The sequence below is a fragment of the Butyricimonas sp. genome, from assembly GCF_019423355.1.
Lineage (GTDB): Bacteria > Bacteroidota > Bacteroidia > Bacteroidales > Marinifilaceae > Butyricimonas > Butyricimonas faecihominis.
Map to the genome: position 1 here is coordinate 203,582 of NZ_JAHZBP010000005.1, position 19,377 is coordinate 222,958.

Annotated in this window: 15 protein-coding genes; 12 read left to right on the forward strand and 3 right to left on the reverse strand. The window is 39.1% G+C overall.

Annotated elements, in window-relative coordinates; translation table 11 throughout:
* The first annotated feature begins 38 nt into the window (after positions 1–38).
* Genes QVC79_RS08865 through QVC79_RS08885 form a run of 5 tightly spaced genes read left to right on the forward strand, consistent with a single transcriptional unit; the run spans position 39 to position 9,300 of the window.
* The gene (locus QVC79_RS08865; RefSeq protein WP_270594080.1) at positions 39–3,647 is read left to right on the forward strand and encodes a SusC/RagA family TonB-linked outer membrane protein; all 3,609 of its coding nucleotides are present in this window, start codon (positions 39–41) and stop codon (positions 3,645–3,647) included.
* Between the two features lie 11 nt (positions 3,648–3,658).
* Complete coding sequence (locus QVC79_RS08870) at positions 3,659–5,200, forward strand: RagB/SusD family nutrient uptake outer membrane protein (protein ID WP_270594079.1); 1,542 nt, start codon at positions 3,659–3,661, stop codon at positions 5,198–5,200.
* 3 nt (positions 5,201–5,203) lie between these two features.
* Positions 5,204–6,199, forward strand: a complete 996-nt coding sequence (locus QVC79_RS08875) for a hypothetical protein (RefSeq protein WP_270594078.1) — start codon at positions 5,204–5,206, stop codon at positions 6,197–6,199.
* A 12-nt stretch (positions 6,200–6,211) separates the two neighbouring features.
* Entirely contained in the window at positions 6,212–7,168 is a 957-nt protein-coding gene (locus QVC79_RS08880; RefSeq protein ID WP_270594077.1) for a fibrobacter succinogenes major paralogous domain-containing protein, read from the forward strand.
* A 17-nt stretch (positions 7,169–7,185) separates the two neighbouring features.
* On the forward strand, positions 7,186–9,300 hold the full coding sequence (locus QVC79_RS08885; RefSeq protein WP_270594076.1) for a thioredoxin family protein: 2,115 nt from the start codon (positions 7,186–7,188) through the stop codon (positions 9,298–9,300).
* A gap of 57 nt (positions 9,301–9,357) precedes the next feature.
* Here QVC79_RS08885 and QVC79_RS08890 read toward each other — a convergent pair whose 3' ends face one another.
* Positions 9,358–9,906, reverse strand: coding sequence for an RNA polymerase sigma factor (locus QVC79_RS08890; protein ID WP_287642465.1), 549 nt, complete (start codon positions 9,904–9,906; stop codon positions 9,358–9,360).
* Between the two features lie 553 nt (positions 9,907–10,459).
* Here QVC79_RS08890 and QVC79_RS08895 point away from each other — a divergent pair.
* The 7 genes from QVC79_RS08895 to QVC79_RS08925 all read left to right on the forward strand — a co-directional run bounded on the left by QVC79_RS08895 (position 10,460) and on the right by QVC79_RS08925 (position 16,767).
* Complete coding sequence (locus QVC79_RS08895; protein WP_124318314.1) at positions 10,460–11,473, forward strand: DHH family phosphoesterase; 1,014 nt, start codon at positions 10,460–10,462, stop codon at positions 11,471–11,473.
* Positions 11,474–11,599: 126 nt separating this feature from the next.
* Positions 11,600–11,929 (forward strand): DUF1904 family protein, encoded by a 330-nt coding sequence (locus QVC79_RS08900; protein ID WP_087420267.1) that lies wholly within the window; start codon positions 11,600–11,602, stop codon positions 11,927–11,929.
* Positions 11,930–12,033: 104 nt separating this feature from the next.
* Complete coding sequence (locus tag QVC79_RS08905; RefSeq protein WP_087420266.1) at positions 12,034–12,453, forward strand: MarR family winged helix-turn-helix transcriptional regulator; 420 nt, start codon at positions 12,034–12,036, stop codon at positions 12,451–12,453.
* Between the two features lie 83 nt (positions 12,454–12,536).
* Positions 12,537–13,988: an aminoacyl-histidine dipeptidase gene (locus QVC79_RS08910; protein ID WP_124317452.1), complete on the forward strand. Its 1,452-nt coding sequence runs from the start codon at positions 12,537–12,539 to the stop codon at positions 13,986–13,988.
* A 119-nt stretch (positions 13,989–14,107) separates the two neighbouring features.
* On the forward strand, positions 14,108–14,581 hold the full coding sequence (gene msrC, locus QVC79_RS08915; RefSeq protein ID WP_270594074.1) for a free L-methionine (R)-S-oxide reductase MsrC: 474 nt from the start codon (positions 14,108–14,110) through the stop codon (positions 14,579–14,581).
* A gap of 113 nt (positions 14,582–14,694) precedes the next feature.
* Entirely contained in the window at positions 14,695–15,456 is a 762-nt protein-coding gene (locus QVC79_RS08920; protein ID WP_124317450.1) for a tetratricopeptide repeat protein, read from the forward strand.
* A gap of 174 nt (positions 15,457–15,630) precedes the next feature.
* Complete coding sequence (locus QVC79_RS08925; RefSeq protein ID WP_270594073.1) at positions 15,631–16,767, forward strand: hypothetical protein; 1,137 nt, start codon at positions 15,631–15,633, stop codon at positions 16,765–16,767.
* A gap of 3 nt (positions 16,768–16,770) precedes the next feature.
* Here QVC79_RS08925 and QVC79_RS08930 read toward each other — a convergent pair whose 3' ends face one another.
* Entirely contained in the window at positions 16,771–17,451 is a 681-nt protein-coding gene (locus QVC79_RS08930) for a tetratricopeptide repeat protein (protein ID WP_287642466.1), read from the reverse strand.
* Positions 17,452–17,527: 76 nt separating this feature from the next.
* Entirely contained in the window at positions 17,528–19,366 is a 1,839-nt protein-coding gene (locus tag QVC79_RS08935) for a YgiQ family radical SAM protein (protein WP_416336080.1), read from the reverse strand.
* Positions 19,367–19,377 lie beyond the last annotated feature (11 nt).

The following is a 19,377-nucleotide window of genomic DNA, read 5'->3' on the forward strand; positions in this document are numbered from 1 at the left end:
ACAGGGGACGAATAGTTATAAGTTTGATTTACAAAGTTATGAAGAAAAATTGTAATCTTGTAAGGAAGAGGTGGCTTTTATTATCCCTTTTCCTTGTTTTTACTACATCGTTTAGTCAGCGAGCTTACTCGCAAGAAATGAAGTTATCTTTCAGCTTGAAGAATGCAACTTTGAAGGATGTAATCAGCGAGATCAAACGTATTTCAGCTTATGATTTCGTGTATAGTGATCCTCAACTGACCTCCTTTAAACAACGAGACGTGTCGTTCAAGAATGCGACTATTCAACAAGTGATGGAGGATTGTTTGAAAGACACGAAACTCACGTACGCAATTAATGGAAACACGATCGTGTTTAAATTGAAAGCTACCCAAGAGAAAGAACAGGAGTTGAAATACATCTCCGGAGTGGTTACGGATCAAGCTGGTAATCCTTTGCCGGGAGCTACGTTGTTAATTAAAGGAACCACGACAGGAATGGCCACGAATACCAATGGAGAGTACAAGATCGGGGTGCCTAAAGATGGGGAATGTACATTGATTTTTTCATTTATGGGAATGAAAACGCAGTACGTGAAAGTCGGGAATAAAACGAAAATCGACGTAAAATTAGAAGAAGACTTGACGGAAGTTGAAGAGGTGGTTGTGACCGGTTATCAGAATATTGATAAAAGACATTTGACCAGTGCTGTAAGTTCCGTAAAAGCATCGGATATATTAACTCCCGGTATGACGAGCATTGATCAAGCTTTGGAAGGACGGATTCCTGAATTGGTATTAATCAGTAATTCGGGGGAAGTAGGAGCGACTCCTAGAATTCGGGTAAGAGGTACTTCCACGTTGCTGGGTAACCGGGAGCCGTTGTGGGTGTTGGACGGTTTTATTATGCACGATCCGGTTAACGTGAGTAATGATGATTTGAATAATCCGGATTATATTAATATTATCGGTAATGCTATTGCCGGGATTAATCCACAGGATATTGAACGTATTGATGTATTGAAAGACGCTTCGGCCACGGCTCTTTACGGAACAAGAGCGGCCAATGGCGTGATTGTGGTTACGACTAAAAAGGGGGCAATCGGTCCGGCTCGTTTTTCCTATAATCACTCATCAAAATATACGCGTCGTCCTCGTTATTCGGATAGAAATATAAACTTGATGAACTCGCAAGAGCGGGTACAGTTTGGTAAGGAACTTAGTGATCTGCATTACCAATTCCCATCAGACATGACTATGGTCGGATACGAAGGAGCTTTGGATAGTTATTATAAAGGCTTATCCACGTATGATGAATTTGTGGAAAACGTGAAATGGTATGAAACCGTGAACACGGATTGGTTTGATATTTTAACACGTGATACTTATTCTTATGATCACACATTTGGTGTATCGGGTGGTAATGATGATATCCGCTATTATGTATCAATCGGGTATAACAAGGAAAATGGAGTTTCTAAAACAACTTATACCGAGCGTTACACGACACGTTTGAATTTGGATATGACTTTTTCGAAGAAAATTAAAGCTAATTTTTCCATGAACGGGAACGTGCAAAAGAAAAATCACTTGATGGATGAGATTGATGCTATGGATTATGCTTATAACACAACCCGGGCTTTACCTTGTTTTAATCCTGATGGAACACTTTATTATTATAACAAGTCGGCTTACGGTGGAACGAATAGGTATAGCAACAAGTTTAGGTATAATATTTTAAATGAAATAGAAAATAGTTCTAACGAGTATGACGGAAACACGATTGGAGCAATGCTTGATATCAAATTAACCCCGATCACTGGACTGGATATCTCTGTATCTGGAAATTATAACAGGAGTAGTACTTTACAGGAACAATGGTGGGGAGAAAAAACGCATTATGTAGCTCGTTGGAAAAATGCCGAGTATGAGTCTCTTCCGTTGACAGGTTCATCCGGATATTGTTATTTGCCTTACGGGGGTATTCTAAAAACAGTAAATTCTATTACAGAAGGGTATACTTTCCGTACTCAGGTTGATTATCGTAAATTATTTGGAGAAAATCAACAACATATGATGATGTTGATGGGTGGATTCGAGTTAAATGGAAATACAACCAGACAGATCAGTGATGAAAACCGAGGATTCGTGAAGGATCGGGGACTGCAGTTTATTGATGAATTACAAAATTTGGATGATTATCCGTGGTACAAGGATTGGTTGAACCAGAATCACCGTAGTATAGCGCATGGTATTTCTCACCAGATATCCGGGTATTTTGTACTGAGTTATAGTTATCAAAATCATTTCACGTTGAATGTAAATGGACGTTTTGATGCTTCCAACAAGTTTGGTAGCCGCAGTAATGAACGTTTTTTACCGGTGTGGTCTGTTTCTGGTAACTGGAATTTGCAGGAAAATATATTAAAAAACGTTAAGTTTATTAGTGAATTGCGATTGAGAGGATCATTCGGTATACAAGGAAATATGTTGGAAGACCAAAGTCCGAATTTGATTATTAAACAAGGTACATTGGAACCTATTTACAATGAGAACGTGTCCACGATAGCTCGTTACCCGAATCCTAATTTACGCTGGGAAGAGACGCAACAATTAGACGGAGGTCTTGAGATTGGATTTTTTAATTCACGTTTGAACGTGGAGTTTTCTGTTTATTCCAAGAAAACTACGGATTGTTTTACTGATGTGAGAGTTTCTTCGGTAAACGGAGTGGTCAATCATGCTTACGTTATGAATGGTGGGGATTTGAAAAATAGCGGCTACTCTATTTCTCTGTCTGCCACGCCTGTTAAAACAAAAGATTTCCAATGGAAATTCTCCACGTATTATTCAGGAAACTTTAATAAAGTTCAGACAGCATCGGTTGAAAGTTATACGTTAAGTGATTATTTGAATGGTACTGCGTTGGTTGACGGAGCAGCAATTGGTAGTTTTTATTCGTACAAATTTTTGGGATTGAATCCTTCGAATGGAACTCCGATGTTTGATGATTATAATGACCGGAAACATTTACTAGAATATAAAACGTTAGAAGAAACGGTGTTGATGACCATGGAAAAGAGTGGACAACGTGATCCGATTTTTAGTGGTAATTTCTCGAATAATTTCACGTACAAAAATTTTTCTCTGTCGATGAATTTATCTTATAGTATCGGTTCAAAAGTAAGATTATTCCCGTTGTATTCTCCAGTGGTTTCGGGTGTTAGTTCGGAGATGAACGTGAGAAAAGAATTCATGAATCGTTGGATGGCTCCCGGTGATGAAGCACATACGAATATTCCGGTTATCATGAGTCCGGCAGATCCTGAATACATGACATATTATGCTCATTTTTCAGCAGGACCGACAATAGCAACACATATACAAAATTTTGCATCCAATGTCTGGAATATGTATGATAACTCTGATATTCGTGTCGTTAGCGGTAATTACTTGAAATGTTCATCTATGACCATACGTTATACTCTCTCTCCCGAGTTGTTAAAGAAAACACCTTTTTCTAACATATCGCTTAGCTTAAATGCGTTGAATTTATTCACGATATCTGCTAAAGAATTGAAAGGACAGGATCCTTCACAAGCGGGTTTTGCAAAACCGAACTTATCGGTTCGTCCTTCTTACACATTCCAATTTAATGTTACATTTTAATAGTCATGATAATGAAAAATATTATTTACATCGCTATTTTAATCCTGTTTACGGGTTGCGGGAATTTTCTTGACGAATATTCGCAGGATCTCGTTGTCCCAAAAACGGTATCGGATTTGAATGAAGTTTTGCTAGGAAATGGATATGTACCTTCTTCGGAAGTACAGTATTTGAGACGTGGTTCAATTGGCTGGCAACTTAATATTCTAGATGATGACATTAATACGGTCATTGCTTATGTCGCAAACAAAGGTTTGCAGGAAATGGATCAAGTCTATTATGGGTACACGACTTGGCAAATGGAAGTGGGGAGAAATTACACGGGAAATAATTTGTCCGGAGATAATGCCAATTGGGATGCCTTATATCAACGGATTAATTCAATGAATATTATTTTGCACGAACTTGGCAACGTGAGTCAAAGTACGGAACAAGATAAAATGGATGCCATTCGGGTGCAAGGAGAATGTTATTTTTTACGGGCACAGTTTTACTTATTACTTGTGAATATGTATGCCAAAGCGTACGATCCGGATAATGCGGCAACGGATTTGGGAGTGCCTTTAAAGTTGACCTATTACGTGGAGCATGATAAGGATAAAGAAACTCAGTTTGAACGTACTCCTGTTGCTAAAGTTTATGAGCAGATTGTGAAAGATTTAAAGGAATCTGTGGATTGTTTCACGAAAAGCCCCCAGACAAAAAGTTTTTACCGGGCTTCTAAGGGTGCTGCTTTATTATTGTTGAGCCGGGTGTATTTGTATATGCAGGATTGGAAGAATGCAGAAATAACAGCAAAAGAGCTGTTGGCGGAAAACAAATCTCTGTTAGATTATAGTAGTATCGTTGACAATGAGAAAGGATATGCAATATCCGAGAGTAGTCCGGAACTCTTGTTCTCACAAGGTCCTTTAAATTTGCAGTGTGATTTTACGGGAGTTGGGGGAGATTTTTGTATATCCAATGATTTGTATAAACTATATGATGAAAATGATTACCGGAAGGGAATTTATTTTGTTCGATCAACACAAAGTGATAGTTTGGGCTTAAATCGTAAATACGAGATGGGAAAACATCGTTCTTATGTTTCGGACATCTTTACGTTACGTACGGCAGAAGGATATTTGAATGTAGCAGAAGCTTGTGCCATGCAGGGGGATGCTGAAGGGGCATCTGATTGGTTGAATCAATTGAGGCATAAACGTATTGAAAATTACACAGATGTAGAATACGATGCCAATGAGATAATAGATCAAGTACGTGTAGAAAGGAGAAAAGAGTTATGCATGGAAGGACATCGGTGGTTTGACCTAAGAAGGTATGCCGTGTGTAAAAAAGCTCCTTTTAAAAAGACCATAGAAAGAGTGTATGCCATTTATGATTGGGAAAGTCGAAATATATTTAAATATGCAGAAGTCTACCAGTTAAAAGAAGATGATTTGGCGTATGTTTTCGCTATTCCGAAATCCGTGTTGGAATTTGATAAAGGTATGCCCGATAATATCAGAGAAAATAGGGAATATGTTAGGTTGATATACAGAAATAATGAGTAGGTTATGAGAAATGTTATATATTTAGTTTTTGCGTTCTTGATTTTAGGGTGCGGGAATGAGGACGAACTAACGTCTAAGATTGAGATCGAAAATCTGTACGGTATTCAGGATGATCCGTCAGATCCAGTGAAACATCGTGTTTTCGAGATGTACAGCGAATACGGGATACCCGTTTATTTTAATGACACGATTGGGCGAATTTTCGTGAAAAAAGATGTGACCGGAAAGGATGTTTATCGTTATGAAACCTTGGATTTAGCTTGGGGATTCACTTCCTATGATCGGGTTACTTACGATTATGAATACATGATGGACCCGGATGAGCAACTGAAAGCGTTAGATATCATTGAAAATTACTTAAAACTAGCCGCAAAACCTCTTCATCCGTTTAATTTCTTTGTTACCAAATCTGCAAAAATAACTGATTCGAATGATAAAGAAGAGATTTACGAAAAGGGGGCTTACACGATCAATTATCGAACATTATTAATGACGGGAGATTGGACGGACTCTCAGGTTGAAAATTTACCGGGAGAGATGGTTCGAGAAATGGTGAAATCTAAAATTGTTAATTATAAGGATCTGTTAGAGGCATTTAATACTATTTCGGATCCCACTTGGTATAATAAAATCTGGTCTAGCTTGGATCCTAATTACTATGACTATGTGGACGGAATTGGGCTACCTAGAGCTTGGTTTACCCCATCCGCTTTATCTGAAGATTGGAATCTAGCCTCTCACTTTACAGAGGAAGAATTGGCTGAATTTAGAGCAGCGGTACGAGCTGCGATTGGGCAATTTGGTTTTGTTAATGGTGACCTGTTCGCAAATGTCATATCTCCTGGAAAGAATAAAACCGATCTAGTACTATACATTACGGAAATGCTGAGATTGTCAAGAGATGAATTCGAAGAATTATGGGGAGGCTGTCCTTTGGTCATGGAGAAATATGAGATTTTATATGATATTGTCGCCAATAAACTGGGTGTGGAACTATAAAGAAATGTAAGTATGAAAAAGTTCATTATAATATTATTAGGCATTATCGTGTATTGTAGTTGTGAGGATGATAATAATTCTAATCGGGTAAAACCTGAGGTCAGTTTTTCTGTTTTTCAGGATCCGAGAGATTCGAAGACGTATAAATGCATTACTATCGGGGAACAAACTTGGATGGCTGAGAATCTTAAATATCGTTCTCCACGGGGAAGTATGGACGGATGTTATACTTATGGAGAAGAAAATATGAGAGTGCAAGATATTGTTATCAATCAAGAATTATGGGCGGATTCCATACGGGCCGGAATTACACGGGGGGAATTTGAGGGAACTATTGGGACTATAAAATTGGCAGATATACTCGTTTTATGGCTTAATTATTTTAAACCAGATTCCTATATCAATCAATTTGAGAATAGTTACGGTGCAACTTTTCCAGATGCAGTTATATCTTTAAGACGGATTTACGATAATCTTTATCCTCAGGCAATTATGGAGGTGTCGAAACAGTTTTTTGAGAAAGCTGAAAGTACAAATGGACATTATTCTAGTAAATATGGCTTTTTGTACACGTACGAAGGGGCCTTACAGGCAGTACCCGATGGCTGGCGTCTTCCAACGGATGACGATTGGAAGAAATTGGAAGAAACCTTGGGTATGTCTGTTTCAGAAATAAATATGTTGGACGAGTGGAGAGGAAGTTATGAAGGAGATCTATTGAAAGAGGGGGAACAGGGAATCGGTTTTAATGCAGGTTATGCCGGCGCGCGACTATATGGGACTCACATGTATGGTGGGAATTTTTATAACAAAGATGTTAATGCCTACTTTTGGTCGGCAACTCGTAAAGTAGAAAGTGATACAGTCGATTTAGGGATAACAAGGATACTTTTTTTGAAAGAGGATCGCATTATGAGAAGTTCTTCCAAATTAAGTGCTGCATATAGTGTTCGTTGTATAAAAGAATAAAATGTAAAAACAATCACATGAAAAAGTTTACTTTAGTATTAAATCTTGTATGTTTTTTAGCTTTGAGTTCTTTTGCCCAAAGCATGTACGGAGATGCCGTGAAGGCCGACGTGAAAATGAAATATGTCTATTCTTTTGAAGAGGCATTGAAGAAAGCAAAGGAAGAGAACAAACTGATTTTCTTTAATTGTTTTGCAGATTGGGCTATTCCCTGTCACTCTATGAATAAATTAGTGTTTAGTGATCAAGAATTTGCAGATTGGATGGACAAACATTTTGTGAATTTTTTTATAGATGTAACTACCCCGGCAGGCCGTCCGTTTGCAGATAAGTATAAAATTACATTTCAAGCACATTATCTCGTTTTAAATAGTGATGGTGAAGTGGTGCATCGGATTGTTGGAGGGCATCAGATCCCTGAATTTAAAGCTATTTTGAAAAATGCTTTAAATCCTAAAACTTCATTGGCAGGCATGAACGAGAGATATGCTGCCGGAGAAAGAAATGTTAAATTCTTGAATGCGTATGCTGATGTATTGAAAATTGCCAGCGAAAATGAGACATATAAAAAAGTTGTTGAAGAACTTTTCAGTAAACTGAAAAAATCGGATTGGTCTAAAAAAGTGTACTGGAAATCATTTTGTTATATGACAAAAGATATTGACAATGAGATGTTTAAATATATATTGGATCATAAAGCGGATTTCGTCAAATCAAATGGAGAGGAACAGGTCAATCAGTTCATTTCTAGTCTCTATGCTAGAACTCTTTATTCATATGCATCTGGAAAAGAGGTTTATAACGGTGAAAAATTGCTGAATATTTATTTGGATATTCAAAAAGCAGGATTGCCAAAAGAGAATATTGTTTACTCTTTATATACCATTGCCAAGTACCGGGGAGAGGGGGATTTCAGTAAAATGATGGATGTGATCGAGACTGTTGTCCCGACATGGGAGGCTACAATTGCGGTTACTTTAGATTTATCTTTAGCCGAAATGGAGGATTTGGATAAGACGGATAAAGAGCGTTTGATCAATTACTTTCAAAAAAGATCAGAGAAAGCCGGGGGAGCCAAAAAACATTATTTGGCAGTGATAAGCGATATGGTGAATACCGAAGGAATAAAATTTGAGGATATTACTTTTAACGAGGCCTTGAAAAAGGCCAAAGAACAAGGAAAACTGATTTTTATGGATTGTTACACAACATGGTGTGGCCCTTGTAAGATGATGAGTAATCAAGTCTTCAAACAAAAACAGGTAGGTGATTTTTTTAATCAGAATTTTGTAAATCTAAAAGTGGATATGGAAAAGGGTGAAGGACGAGATTTATTGAAAAGATATGGAGTAGACGCCTTCCCAACAATGTTTTTATTAGATGGTGATGGAAATGTTATTTATAAAATTCGAGGAGGGCGGAGTGTACAGGCATTCATGACGGCAATAAAAAGAGGGCAGAATCTGAAAATTCCTTTCTACATTCAAAAAAGCAGGTATGAGGCTGGTGATCGGTCGGCTGAATTAATGGTAGATTATTTTTATACAATGGCAGATGCCGGTGATGTAAAGAATGTAATGGGAGAGGCTCGTTCTTACCTTGCAACTTTGAAGGCTCCGGATTTATATAGTAAATCAGCTTGGGAGTTGTATGAGAATTTTGTGAATAATGTTACAGATCAAGAATTTAGATATTTGATAACGAATCGAGAGAAGTTCGTGGAAAATATTGGGGATAGTGTGGTAAATAAAAAGATTGAAAAGGTTATTTTCCCCATGGTTATTGAATATTTGAAAGGTTCTGTCTCTAAAAATGATATAGCTGTAGCTTGGAATCTGGTAAATACAAGTAAATTTTCTTCGGATTATTCTTTGGTGTTGCTAAATAAAATTATTTCCATGTATGACAAAAAAGAATTTAGCCAACTAATCGATTTTTACGAGAAAGATGTTGCATCGAATCAAGATGATAGAACACGTCTAAACTTGGATGTAATTCTTCATTATTTACTGAAAGATGCTTCTTCTAAAGAGAAAAATCGAGCTATAACTTATGCGAAAAAAGAGATGGAGAAAGCTAGACCTGGTGTGCGGGATAGTTACATGGCCTTAATTGAAACTTTATCAAAATAAATAATAAATTTCTATCAATGATTCTCCTCGTAAGACTTTGCGGGGAGAATTTTTGTATTATAACCACGTCAGAACAGTAAGTAGATATTTGAGGCGTTCTCGCATATAATGGTTTGCGTTGTTCTTGTGTTTTTTCACGGTATTAATTGTGATATCTAATTGTTGAGAGATTTCTTCATGGCTTTTTCCCTGTAAACTGAGTAAATATACTTCTTTACAAGCAGGAGGAAGTTCGTTAAATACAATACGTAAAGCTTGGAATATTTCAGTTTCCAGTATGTTGTCCAAAAATGATTTTTCTTCAGTATCTTCAGAATTAACGTGTTGAACATATTTTTGAGCAACAACCTCATGACGAATCAGATCAATACAGGAATTTTGTACAACTTTGTAAAGAAAGGCTTTCGCCTCATTTTCATCTTTAAATTGGGACATTTTTTCCCATAATCGGACAAATGCATCTTGAATGATATCAGAGATAATATCTTGATCATTAATATACTTTATGGCAAAATAGCGTAGAGTAATCCTATACTTTTCATATAAGTAATGAAAGTTTTTTTCTCTTTCTTTATCCGTGAAATGTGGTACAAAACTTTTTTGCATGGGTATTATTGGAGTCCTTCTTAATTATTAAGTTAACAAACTGTCATTCTGTTATTTTTATCTAGATATTTGCAGGTAATTTTGTATCATAAATGGAACGATTAATAATAGTAAAAGTGTTGATTTTGTTATGATAAGACCGAATACTAATTAGAGCCTCTTTCACACTGGGAATAAAAAAATTAATAAAAACATAATTTCATGTGAAAATAACCATTAATAACCTATATTTGTATGATTATTAATCGTTCGTTTTTTCACATTTCTCGAATAGTTAATAGATATTAGATTAAAAGAGATCTACCACAGAATAAATGGTGAAGCTAAAGTGAATAAACCCCTCATTCGTAGAATATTCGAAGTTCATACAGAGCTTATACAATGGGGAATGGATGAGCAAAAGATGATCTCTGGACAAGCAACGAATAAGGGGTATTTTTTCCTTAGGATCTCGACTATATTACTTCGAATTCTGGGTTTGTGAGTATTTAAATTCCATATTTTGCAGTTTTTTCCTATTTTTGCGGGAATTCATACTGAAAAGATAATACAAATGTACGAAACAATCATAGAAAGAATAAAGGAGAGGCTGGAAAGCAGAGATTTGAAGGCGGTTATCATTCCTCACATATCACCGGACGGAGATGCTGCCGGGTCATGTTCTGCCTTGTGGCAAGTGTTGGATCGGGTGGGAATACAGGCACAGTTGATGACGTGTGATTATATCCCGGATTACTTAAAGTGGTTAAAACGTATTCCAGATGCAATATCTTTTCAGAATCGGCCTAAAGAATGTAAACATTGGTTACATCAAGCGGATATATTGTTCATGCTAGATCATAATACCGTGGCTAGGGAAGGGGATTTGGAACCTTTCGTGAAGGAGTTTAAAGGGGAGGTTATCATGATTGACCACCACCCGGATCCGGATGACGTGACGTACCGGATTTCGGACACGAGTGTTTCCTCCACGTGTGAATTACTTTATAATGTAATCTCTAGAGTATGGGGTAAAGAGGTCATTGACACGGATATAGCGAACGCTATCTATACTGGAATTTCAACAGACACGGGGGGATTGAGCCATAATTCTTCTCACCCGGAAACGTATCGTGTGATTGCCGATTTGTTGGCACTAGGACTGAATAAAGACTACGTGCACGAACAACTTTATCAACGAAACACGCTTTCCCGGTTACGTCTGACGGGGAATTGCCTGTTGAATAAGTTAACGATTGACGAGCATTTTCCGGTAGCCACGATTCCGATCACGTTTCAGGAATTGGAATTATACAATTATAAAGACGGGGATCTGGAGGGATTGGTAAACATACCCTTGTCCATCGAGGAAGTACTGGTTTCTATTCAGATTACCGAGCGTAAAGATAAAGTGAAGTTATCCTTCCGGTCAAAGGGCAATATCCCCGTGAACCTGTGGGCAAAAGAGTTTTTCAATGGTGGGGGACATTTAAATGCCGCCGGGGGACAAATGCCGTTGCCTTTGGATGACGTGGTGAAGAAGGTACGGGACACGGCGGAATGGTTCTTTAAAGCAATTAAAAATTGAAAATTGAAAATTGAAAATGGACAATTATTGCTTTACGAGAACCGAGAAAAGATATATTTGATGTATAATCTTGTAGGAAAGAAAATCATTTTCAATTTTCAATTCTGCATTTTCAATTGATTTGTTATGCCATTTTTAAGATTTCATGCAGTAGAAAAAAGTAGATTGGACTTGGTAGGGGAGCGATTGATCTCGGAGATTGTTCGCACCTTGGGATGTCCGAGAGAGACAGTTGTAATAGAAGCTATTGACTCTTCTTTTATTTCTGGACACGAGCAATTTCAGGCTTATCCTTTTGTGAAGGTGGAGTATTTTAAGCGTCCGTTGGAACAGCAGAATGCGGTGGCAAAGATTATTTTCGAGTGTCTGAAAGAGATCGGATATCCGGAAAGTGATGTCTATTTTTCTTTTCTGGAGAAGGATTGTTACTATGAAAACGGGGAAGTGATAAAGTAAAGATTACAAGATGGAAATAGAAAAAGCGGTAATATTTTTGCAGATATTGCCGCTTTTTTCAATAATAATAATTAAGTTTGTGCATAGTATAAAATGCAACGACTATGACGGAAGTAAGTGAATTAGTAGCTCTCTTGAGCAAGGCGGAAAGAGGGTACACCAAAGTTTTAAATCGCAGTTTCCAGAATGCCGGGTATGATCTTAGCCGGGAGCAGTATGAACTTCTGGAAGTGTTGTGGGAACAGGATCACGTGAACCAGCAGAACATTTCCAAACGTCTCCAGAAGGATAAATACAATGTCACGAAACTATTGAACACCTTGCAAAAAAGAGGTTACGTGCAACGAAAGATGGACAAAGAAGACAAACGGAGTAATTTCGTGGTACTAACTGAAAAAGGGGTAGAATCCCGTCATACGTTGCGCCAGATCGTGGAACAAGTCCACACGGATATAAGTTTTACCTTATCTCCGCAAGAGTTGAAGTCCGCGATATGGGTGTTGAAAAAGTTGAATTTGCAATAGATCGCCTACGGCGAGTTGTAGGTTGCGAGTTAACAGGTTACAGGTTGAAATTATAAATCTAAAATTGTAAATCATAAATTGTTATGGGAGTTTTTGAAGGATTAAAACCAGAAGCAGTTTGGGGATATTTTGAAGAAATATGTCAGGTTCCCAGACCGTCAAAGAAAGAAGGTAAAATTATCGCTTATTTATTGGATTGGGCGAAGAAACACAATCTGGAGGCGAAACGGGATGATGCAGGTAACGTGTTGATTAAAAAGCCTGCGACCAAAGGAAAAGAGAATGCACCGACCGTGATTTTGCAGGCTCACATGGATATGGTTTGTGAGAAGAATTCAGATACGGTACATGATTTTGATAAAGACCCGATACAACCCTACGTGGATGGAGAATGGGTACGTGCTAAAGGAACAACTCTTGGTGCTGATGATGGGATTGGTATGGCGGCTCAGATGGCCGTGTTGACTTCTACCGATATCGCACACGGACCGATCGAATGTTTGTTTACCGTGGATGAAGAGACCGGATTAACGGGTGCTTTTGCCCTGCAACCGGGATTCCTGAGCGGAAATATACTTTTGAATTTGGACTCGGAGGATGAGGGAGAGATGTTTATCGGTTGTGCCGGAGGTATCGACACCGTGATTAACATGGGGTATAAGACCGAGAAAACTCCGGCAGAATCATTTGCCGTGAAGGTACAGGTGAAAGGGCTTCAAGGAGGACATTCCGGTGATGATATTAATAAAGGTAGGGGAAATGCCATCAAGATTCTGAACCGTTTCTTGTGGGATTTGAATGCAAAATACGGAATTCGTGTTTCCGTGTTTGAAGGAGGTAATCTGCGGAATGCTATCGCCCGTGAATCTTTTGCGGTGATCACGTTCCCCGAGCAGTACAAGGAAAACGTGAGGGTAGACTTTAATATATATAGTGCGGAAATGGAAAACGTGTGGAAAATCACGGAACCCGGTTTGCAGTTAGCATTAGAGTCTACGGATGTGCCGGAAAACGTGTTGACAAAAGAAAGTACAGATGCACTTGTAAACGCATTGTACGCTTGTCCTCACGGGGTTTTCTCCATGAGTTACCGTATGCCGGGATTGGTTGAAACATCAACAAATCTGGCTGCAGTCAGATTCAACGAACCCAATAATATCTTGATCACCACTTCACAACGGAGTGACGTGAATTCGGAAAAATTCAATATTGCCAATATGGTAGAATCCGTGTTCACGCTGGCAGGAGCCAAGGTTGAGCATGGAGAAGGGTACCCGGGGTGGGCTCCGAATCCGGATTCCCCGGTGGTAAAAGTTGCCGTGGATTCTTACAAACGTCTGTTCGGTAACGAACCGATCGTACGGTCTATCCATGCCGGATTGGAGTGCGGTTTGTTCTTGGAGAAATACCCGAACATGGACATGGTTTCTTTCGGACCGACACTGAGAGGTGTTCACTCCCCGGATGAAAAAATCAATATCAAGACGGTACAGATGTGGTGGAGCCACTTGGTGGATATATTACAAAACCTGTAAAAAATTTGAAAGTTCATAAGGTTTATAAAGTTTGTAAAGTGGAGAATGATTCCTTGATTTTATACTCTTAAAACCTTATGAACTTTACGAACCTTATAAACTTTATAAACATTCATTTTATGGAGACTTCAAGAAAACTGGCAAAATACGATCGGTTGTATGACCAGATCAAACAATATATCCAGACCACGGAAGATATATGGGCCCGGTTGGCGACAATGGAGGCCGTGTTGCATCACAAAATGCAGTCTTTTTTCTGGACAGGAGTGTACGTGTTGGTTGACGGGGATTTAATTGTACGTTCCTACCAAGGGCCGGTGGCTTGTCAAAAACTCCGAAACGGAGGAGTATGTTGGGCTGCGATCAACTCCGGGGATACGGTTATCGTGGATAACGTGGAAGAGTTTCCGGGACATATAGCTTGTAATGCCGCCTCGAAAAGTGAAATTGTAATCCCATTGCGAGACCCGGAAGGCCGTATTTTCGGCTGTCTGGATGTGGATAGCGACCAGTTAGGGGCTTTTGACAAGGAAGATGAAGCGGGTTTGAAGAAAATTTTGTCTCTTCTTTATCAATCAGATAGCGTGAAATGATTCGAGAAATGTGAAAAATAAGTTAAGAGACTTTTGATATTTCTTAATAGAGTGTTATCTTAGTGGGCATAAACAACGAATTTATTCATGTTAAACAAAAACACACGGAAAATATGAAGAAACTACTTTTATTTGTTCTAACGAGCTTGTTTGTAGGAGGAGCTTTATTTGCACAAACCAATGAATCCGGCAAAGTTAAGAATGAAGGTAATGCAGCTTGGAGAGCCAAGAATTATAAAGAGGCCTTTACCAAGTGGGAGCAATACCTGAAATTAATCGAATTCAAAGATGACGCAACGGTTTATAACGTGGCTGTTTGTGCAACTAAATTGAAAGATTATGCCAATGCCGAGAAATACTTTGGTATGTCTATCAAGAATAATTACAAAGTTGCCTCTTCTTATCTGGGAATGGCTGATGCTCAAGAGAACTTGAAAAAGATTCCTGAAATGTTGAAAACGTTACAGGACGGGATTAAAGCAACCCCGGGGCAAAATGTGAAATTGGAAAAAGCATATTCTGATTATTTCGCTAAAGAAGGTCAGAAATTCCAAAAAGCAAATGATATTGCCAAGGCTGCAGAAAATTTCACCAAGAGTAGTCAGGTTTCTAACAAGCAATTGAAAGCCCGCGGATTGTTGAGTTTAGGTACTCTTTATTTCAATAACGGGGCATCTATCCTTCAAAAAGCAACTCCTTATGCAACTTCTGAGAAAGAAAAATATGAAGCAGAAAAGGCAAAAGCTTTGGCTGATTTCAAGAAAGCTCAGGATTATCTGAAACAAGCTGCAACGGTTGAGCCGACAAACGAGGCTGTAAAAGAAACACAAAAACAAGTGGCTGATGCTATCGCTCCGCTAGTTGAAAAGAAATAAAGCTTAGGCTGAATAATAAATCTTGAAGAGATGTGTCAAAATTCTTGACACATCTTTTTTCGTTTACTCCTTACTTGTTTGAAATTTGAATGGCTATTTAATTACTATTTTGCAAAAATATCGTTTGTTTTTCGTAAATTTGAATAATCAAAGGTGTAACTTAAAATCGTGGGCATGGAGAAAGATTCTTTAGATAAAAAATTACCTTGGGAAAATCGGCTATCTATATTTCGGTTTGTCCAGAATCCCCTAAAATATGTCACGGATGAAGATGAATTTGATTGCTTACCGGATCGGATTCCTTTACGACATGATGTAGGTATGTATTTTCCGGCGTACGACGATTACATGGATTATTATCAGTTTGACAAAGAGATTAATCCTGAATTTATCAAACGACTTGCAGATATGTTCCAAGCCTATGTAAATCGGGGAAATATAAATGCTAAAATCGAATTTTATAATCTATTGAAAGGTTTTCCCATTATTAATTATCACCGTGATTTTATAGATGAATTAGCCACGAGAAAAGTCGTGATTACTCCTCAAATGAAAGAATTAGGACGTTGGATGGTCATGGAGACCCCGGACAGGGAAGTGGTCAAGATGGGAATTATCTTGTTGGGGGTATCTCATGACATTGAAAGTATTCCTTTGTTAAAGAGTATTGCCAAACATGGAGAGTTTACTTATTATGTAGGATTGGCACTATATGAAATGATCCCCCAATGGGATCTTATGCTGATTGATATTATAGAGCCTTTGTATTACTGGGGACGGATTATGGCCGTGATTCTATTACTTGATTATTCACCCCGGGAGAATGTGCGAAAATGGTGTGTTAGATATGGATTCCGGCACAATTATTTACCGGATTATAATATCGAAGACTGCATGAAACAAGGGAACGTTTTAAAGGATATGCGAGAAGAAGAGTGGGATGGGCCATTATTACGTGCCGTACAAGCTTACGTGGTGTTTTTACTTGAAAATACTCGCTATGTTCACGAAAATGGAGGAGAAGTCATTCGGTTATATCTAAAATACACGCTTGGGAAACGAAGAGGATATGTACAGTTTCATATTATACAGTCATTATATAATTTTCTTAATGTAGCGAAAAACGATAAAACGTTTGTAGAAAATCTTAATATGTCGGAAGAAGATTATAGTGATATATGGATAGATGTACACGAGGAAATTCAAAAGCCGTGGTTCCAGAAATTATTACATGAAGATTGCACATACAAAACTTATCCTTATACTACGCAAGAGCGGTTGAAGAAGGTAATACAAGATCTTGGCAACTGAAAATTAATAATATTGCGAGATAATTTCTGCCGCTTTCGAGTAACCAAGGCGTTTTGAGATTTCCAAATCTTGAAGGGCTTCTTTGTAATTATCGACAATCAGCTTGGAAATAGCCCGGTTATAGTAGGCTCTAGCATTGGAAGGATCAATTTCAATGGAACGGGAGTAGCTTTCAATGGCATCGCTAAGTTGGCCTTTCTGGTGAAAGATGACCCCTCGGTTGAAGTATACGGCACTTGATTTTAAGCCAAGGGAAATTGCCTTGTTGTAATCAGCGAGGGCTCCGTCCAAGTCTTTCATTCCATAACGAACGATGCCGCGGTAGTGGTATGCCTCCAATAAATCCGGCTGTAAGTTGATAGCGTGACTATAGTCCTGAATAGCTTGGGTTGGCTGACCGAGATTCTCGTATATGATTCCCCGGTTATAATAAGCTAGAGCATGATCGGGGATATTGGCAATCACGTAATTAATGTCTTTAAGGGCCTCTTTATTTTGCTTGAGGTTCGCCCGGATAATAGCCCGGTTATAATAGGCGGAAAAGAAATCCGGGTCCAACGAGATCGCATGGTTGAACTCTTCCAAGGCTTTCCGGGGTTGCTCTCGGGTAATGTAGTCCATACCTCGCTGATTACTCTTCACGGCTTGGTGGTGAGTACACGAGGTGAATAGAAAAAATAACATTATCCAAGTATAATAGCGCATATTCCTTTTAATTACGTGATTCAAAGTTAATGATTAATCATGAAAAAATGAATATTTATTTATTTTTATTTGAATATAACCGTTTTACGAGATCCGTTCTTTTCAGTTTCGTGAGGATGCCGATAATTTCACTTTTGAATTCCCGTTTGTACCAGAAGAAAAATATGTTCTGGCGTTTTTTTTCGGTTTCTGTTTTGGCCGATTGAATTTTGCGCAGGGAGTAGGGATGAAAACCGGAATAGTACATATCCGTGGCTAATGTCATGGGGGTGGGAGTAAAATCCTGTACTTGTTCCAGCTTGAAATCCAGTTCTTTGGTATTGATGGCCAAGTCGGCCATGTCCTCTAGGTTACATCCCGGATGAGACGAGATGAAGTAAGGGATAATCTGTTGTTTTAAATGCTCTTTGTTGTTGATGGCATTAAAGCGAGCTGTCAGTTCCCGGAAAAGCTTGAACGAGGGTTTGCGCATCAGGTGCAACACCTTGTCAGAACTGTGTTCCGGGGCGACTTTAAAGCGGCCGGACACGTGGTGCTTGATGACGGTTTCCAAGTATTCCCGGTTTATGGCGTCGATCTCTTTGTTGCCCGTGCGATGCATGGAGAGGTCGTACCGGATACCGGAACCCACGAAACAGTGTTTCACCCGAGTGTCTCTACGCACTTGATTGTAAAGGTTCAAAAGGTGCGAATGGTCGGTGTTTAAGTTTTTACACACGGTCGGGTGTAGGCAGGACGGACGTTTGCATTGTTCACAAATACGATGATCTTTTCCCTTGATCATGTACATGTTAGCGGAAGGTCCCCCCAAATCGGTAATCGTTCCCTTGAAATCGGGCATATCACAAACATGCTGCACCTCTCGCAAAATGGATGCCTCGGAACGGGAAGAGATAAATTTTCCCTGATGGGCGGAAATCGTACAAAAAGCACACCCCCCGAAACAACCACGATGCATGGTAATGGAATGACGGATCATGTTGTAAGCCGGAATCTCCTTACCCCGGTATTTAGGATGGGGCAAACGGGTAAACGGCAGATCGTAAATGGCATCTATTTCCGTTGTGGACATGGGCGGGTAGGGCGGATTCACGATTATTAATTCATCCCCGATAGGTTGCACTAGTTTCGCGGCATGAATACTATTGGATTCTTCTTCGATATACCGAAAGTTCATGGCATATTTTCGCTTGTCCGATAAACACTCTTCGTGAGAGGCGAGCATGATGGTTTGCCATTTCTTATTGGTGGCGTATTTCTCGTCTTTATGTCTGATCACGGAGGTTTGCGGGATATTGGTTAAGCTTTGAAAAGGAATACCTCTTTGCAGCATCCGACAGATTTCGGTGAGAGGTTTCTCTCCCATACCATATACTAGCATATCCGCTTGGCTTTCATAAAGAATGGACGGTTTAAGTGAATCTTTCCAATAATCATAGTGGGTGAAACGTCTTAAAGAGGCTTCTATCCCTCCGATGATGACGGGAGTGTCGGGAAAAAGTTCCTTTAATATCTTGGTGTAAACAATGGTTGGCATATCGGGACGTGCGCCACTCCGGTTACCGGGGGTGTAGGCATCGTCCGAACGGCGTCTTTTAGCTGCCGTGTAGTGGTTTACCATGGAATCCATGCAGCCGGGACTGATTCCAAAAAATAAATTCGGTTTGCCCAATTTCTTGAAATCCCGTAAATCATCCTGCCAGTTGGGCTGGGGGACGATAGCTACGTTCAGTCCGAGAGATTCGAGAAGTCGCCCGATAACGGCCCCGCCAAAGGAAGGATGATCCACGTAGGCATCCCCCGTGAAAAGAATGACATCAATACTTTTCCATCCCCGCTGTTCGACTTCTTTCTTGGTGGTCGGTAACCATTGTTGTATATTATAATCCATGATAGAGCATTTGC

What these genes read in the sequence shown, in the direction of transcription:
- QVC79_RS08865 (WP_270594080.1), top strand. Translation starts at nt 39, where the DNA reads ATGAAGAAAAATTGTAATCTTGTAAGGAAGAGGTGGCTTTTATTATCC.
- QVC79_RS08870 (WP_270594079.1), top strand. Translation starts at nt 3,659, where the DNA reads ATGAAAAATATTATTTACATCGCTATTTTAATCCTGTTTACGGGTTGC.
- QVC79_RS08875 (WP_270594078.1), top strand. Translation starts at nt 5,204, where the DNA reads ATGAGAAATGTTATATATTTAGTTTTTGCGTTCTTGATTTTAGGGTGC.
- QVC79_RS08880 (WP_270594077.1), top strand. Translation starts at nt 6,212, where the DNA reads ATGAAAAAGTTCATTATAATATTATTAGGCATTATCGTGTATTGTAGT.
- QVC79_RS08885 (WP_270594076.1), top strand. Translation starts at nt 7,186, where the DNA reads ATGAAAAAGTTTACTTTAGTATTAAATCTTGTATGTTTTTTAGCTTTG.
- QVC79_RS08890 (WP_287642465.1), bottom strand. Translation starts at nt 9,906, where the DNA reads ATGCAAAAAAGTTTTGTACCACATTTCACGGATAAAGAAAGAGAAAAA.
- QVC79_RS08895 (WP_124318314.1), top strand. Translation starts at nt 10,460, where the DNA reads ATGTACGAAACAATCATAGAAAGAATAAAGGAGAGGCTGGAAAGCAGA.
- QVC79_RS08900 (WP_087420267.1), top strand. Translation starts at nt 11,600, where the DNA reads ATGCCATTTTTAAGATTTCATGCAGTAGAAAAAAGTAGATTGGACTTG.
- QVC79_RS08905 (WP_087420266.1), top strand. Translation starts at nt 12,034, where the DNA reads ATGACGGAAGTAAGTGAATTAGTAGCTCTCTTGAGCAAGGCGGAAAGA.
- QVC79_RS08910 (WP_124317452.1), top strand. Translation starts at nt 12,537, where the DNA reads ATGGGAGTTTTTGAAGGATTAAAACCAGAAGCAGTTTGGGGATATTTT.
- msrC (WP_270594074.1), top strand. Translation starts at nt 14,108, where the DNA reads ATGGAGACTTCAAGAAAACTGGCAAAATACGATCGGTTGTATGACCAG.
- QVC79_RS08920 (WP_124317450.1), top strand. Translation starts at nt 14,695, where the DNA reads ATGAAGAAACTACTTTTATTTGTTCTAACGAGCTTGTTTGTAGGAGGA.
- QVC79_RS08925 (WP_270594073.1), top strand. Translation starts at nt 15,631, where the DNA reads ATGGAGAAAGATTCTTTAGATAAAAAATTACCTTGGGAAAATCGGCTA.
- QVC79_RS08930 (WP_287642466.1), bottom strand. Translation starts at nt 17,451, where the DNA reads ATGTTATTTTTTCTATTCACCTCGTGTACTCACCACCAAGCCGTGAAG.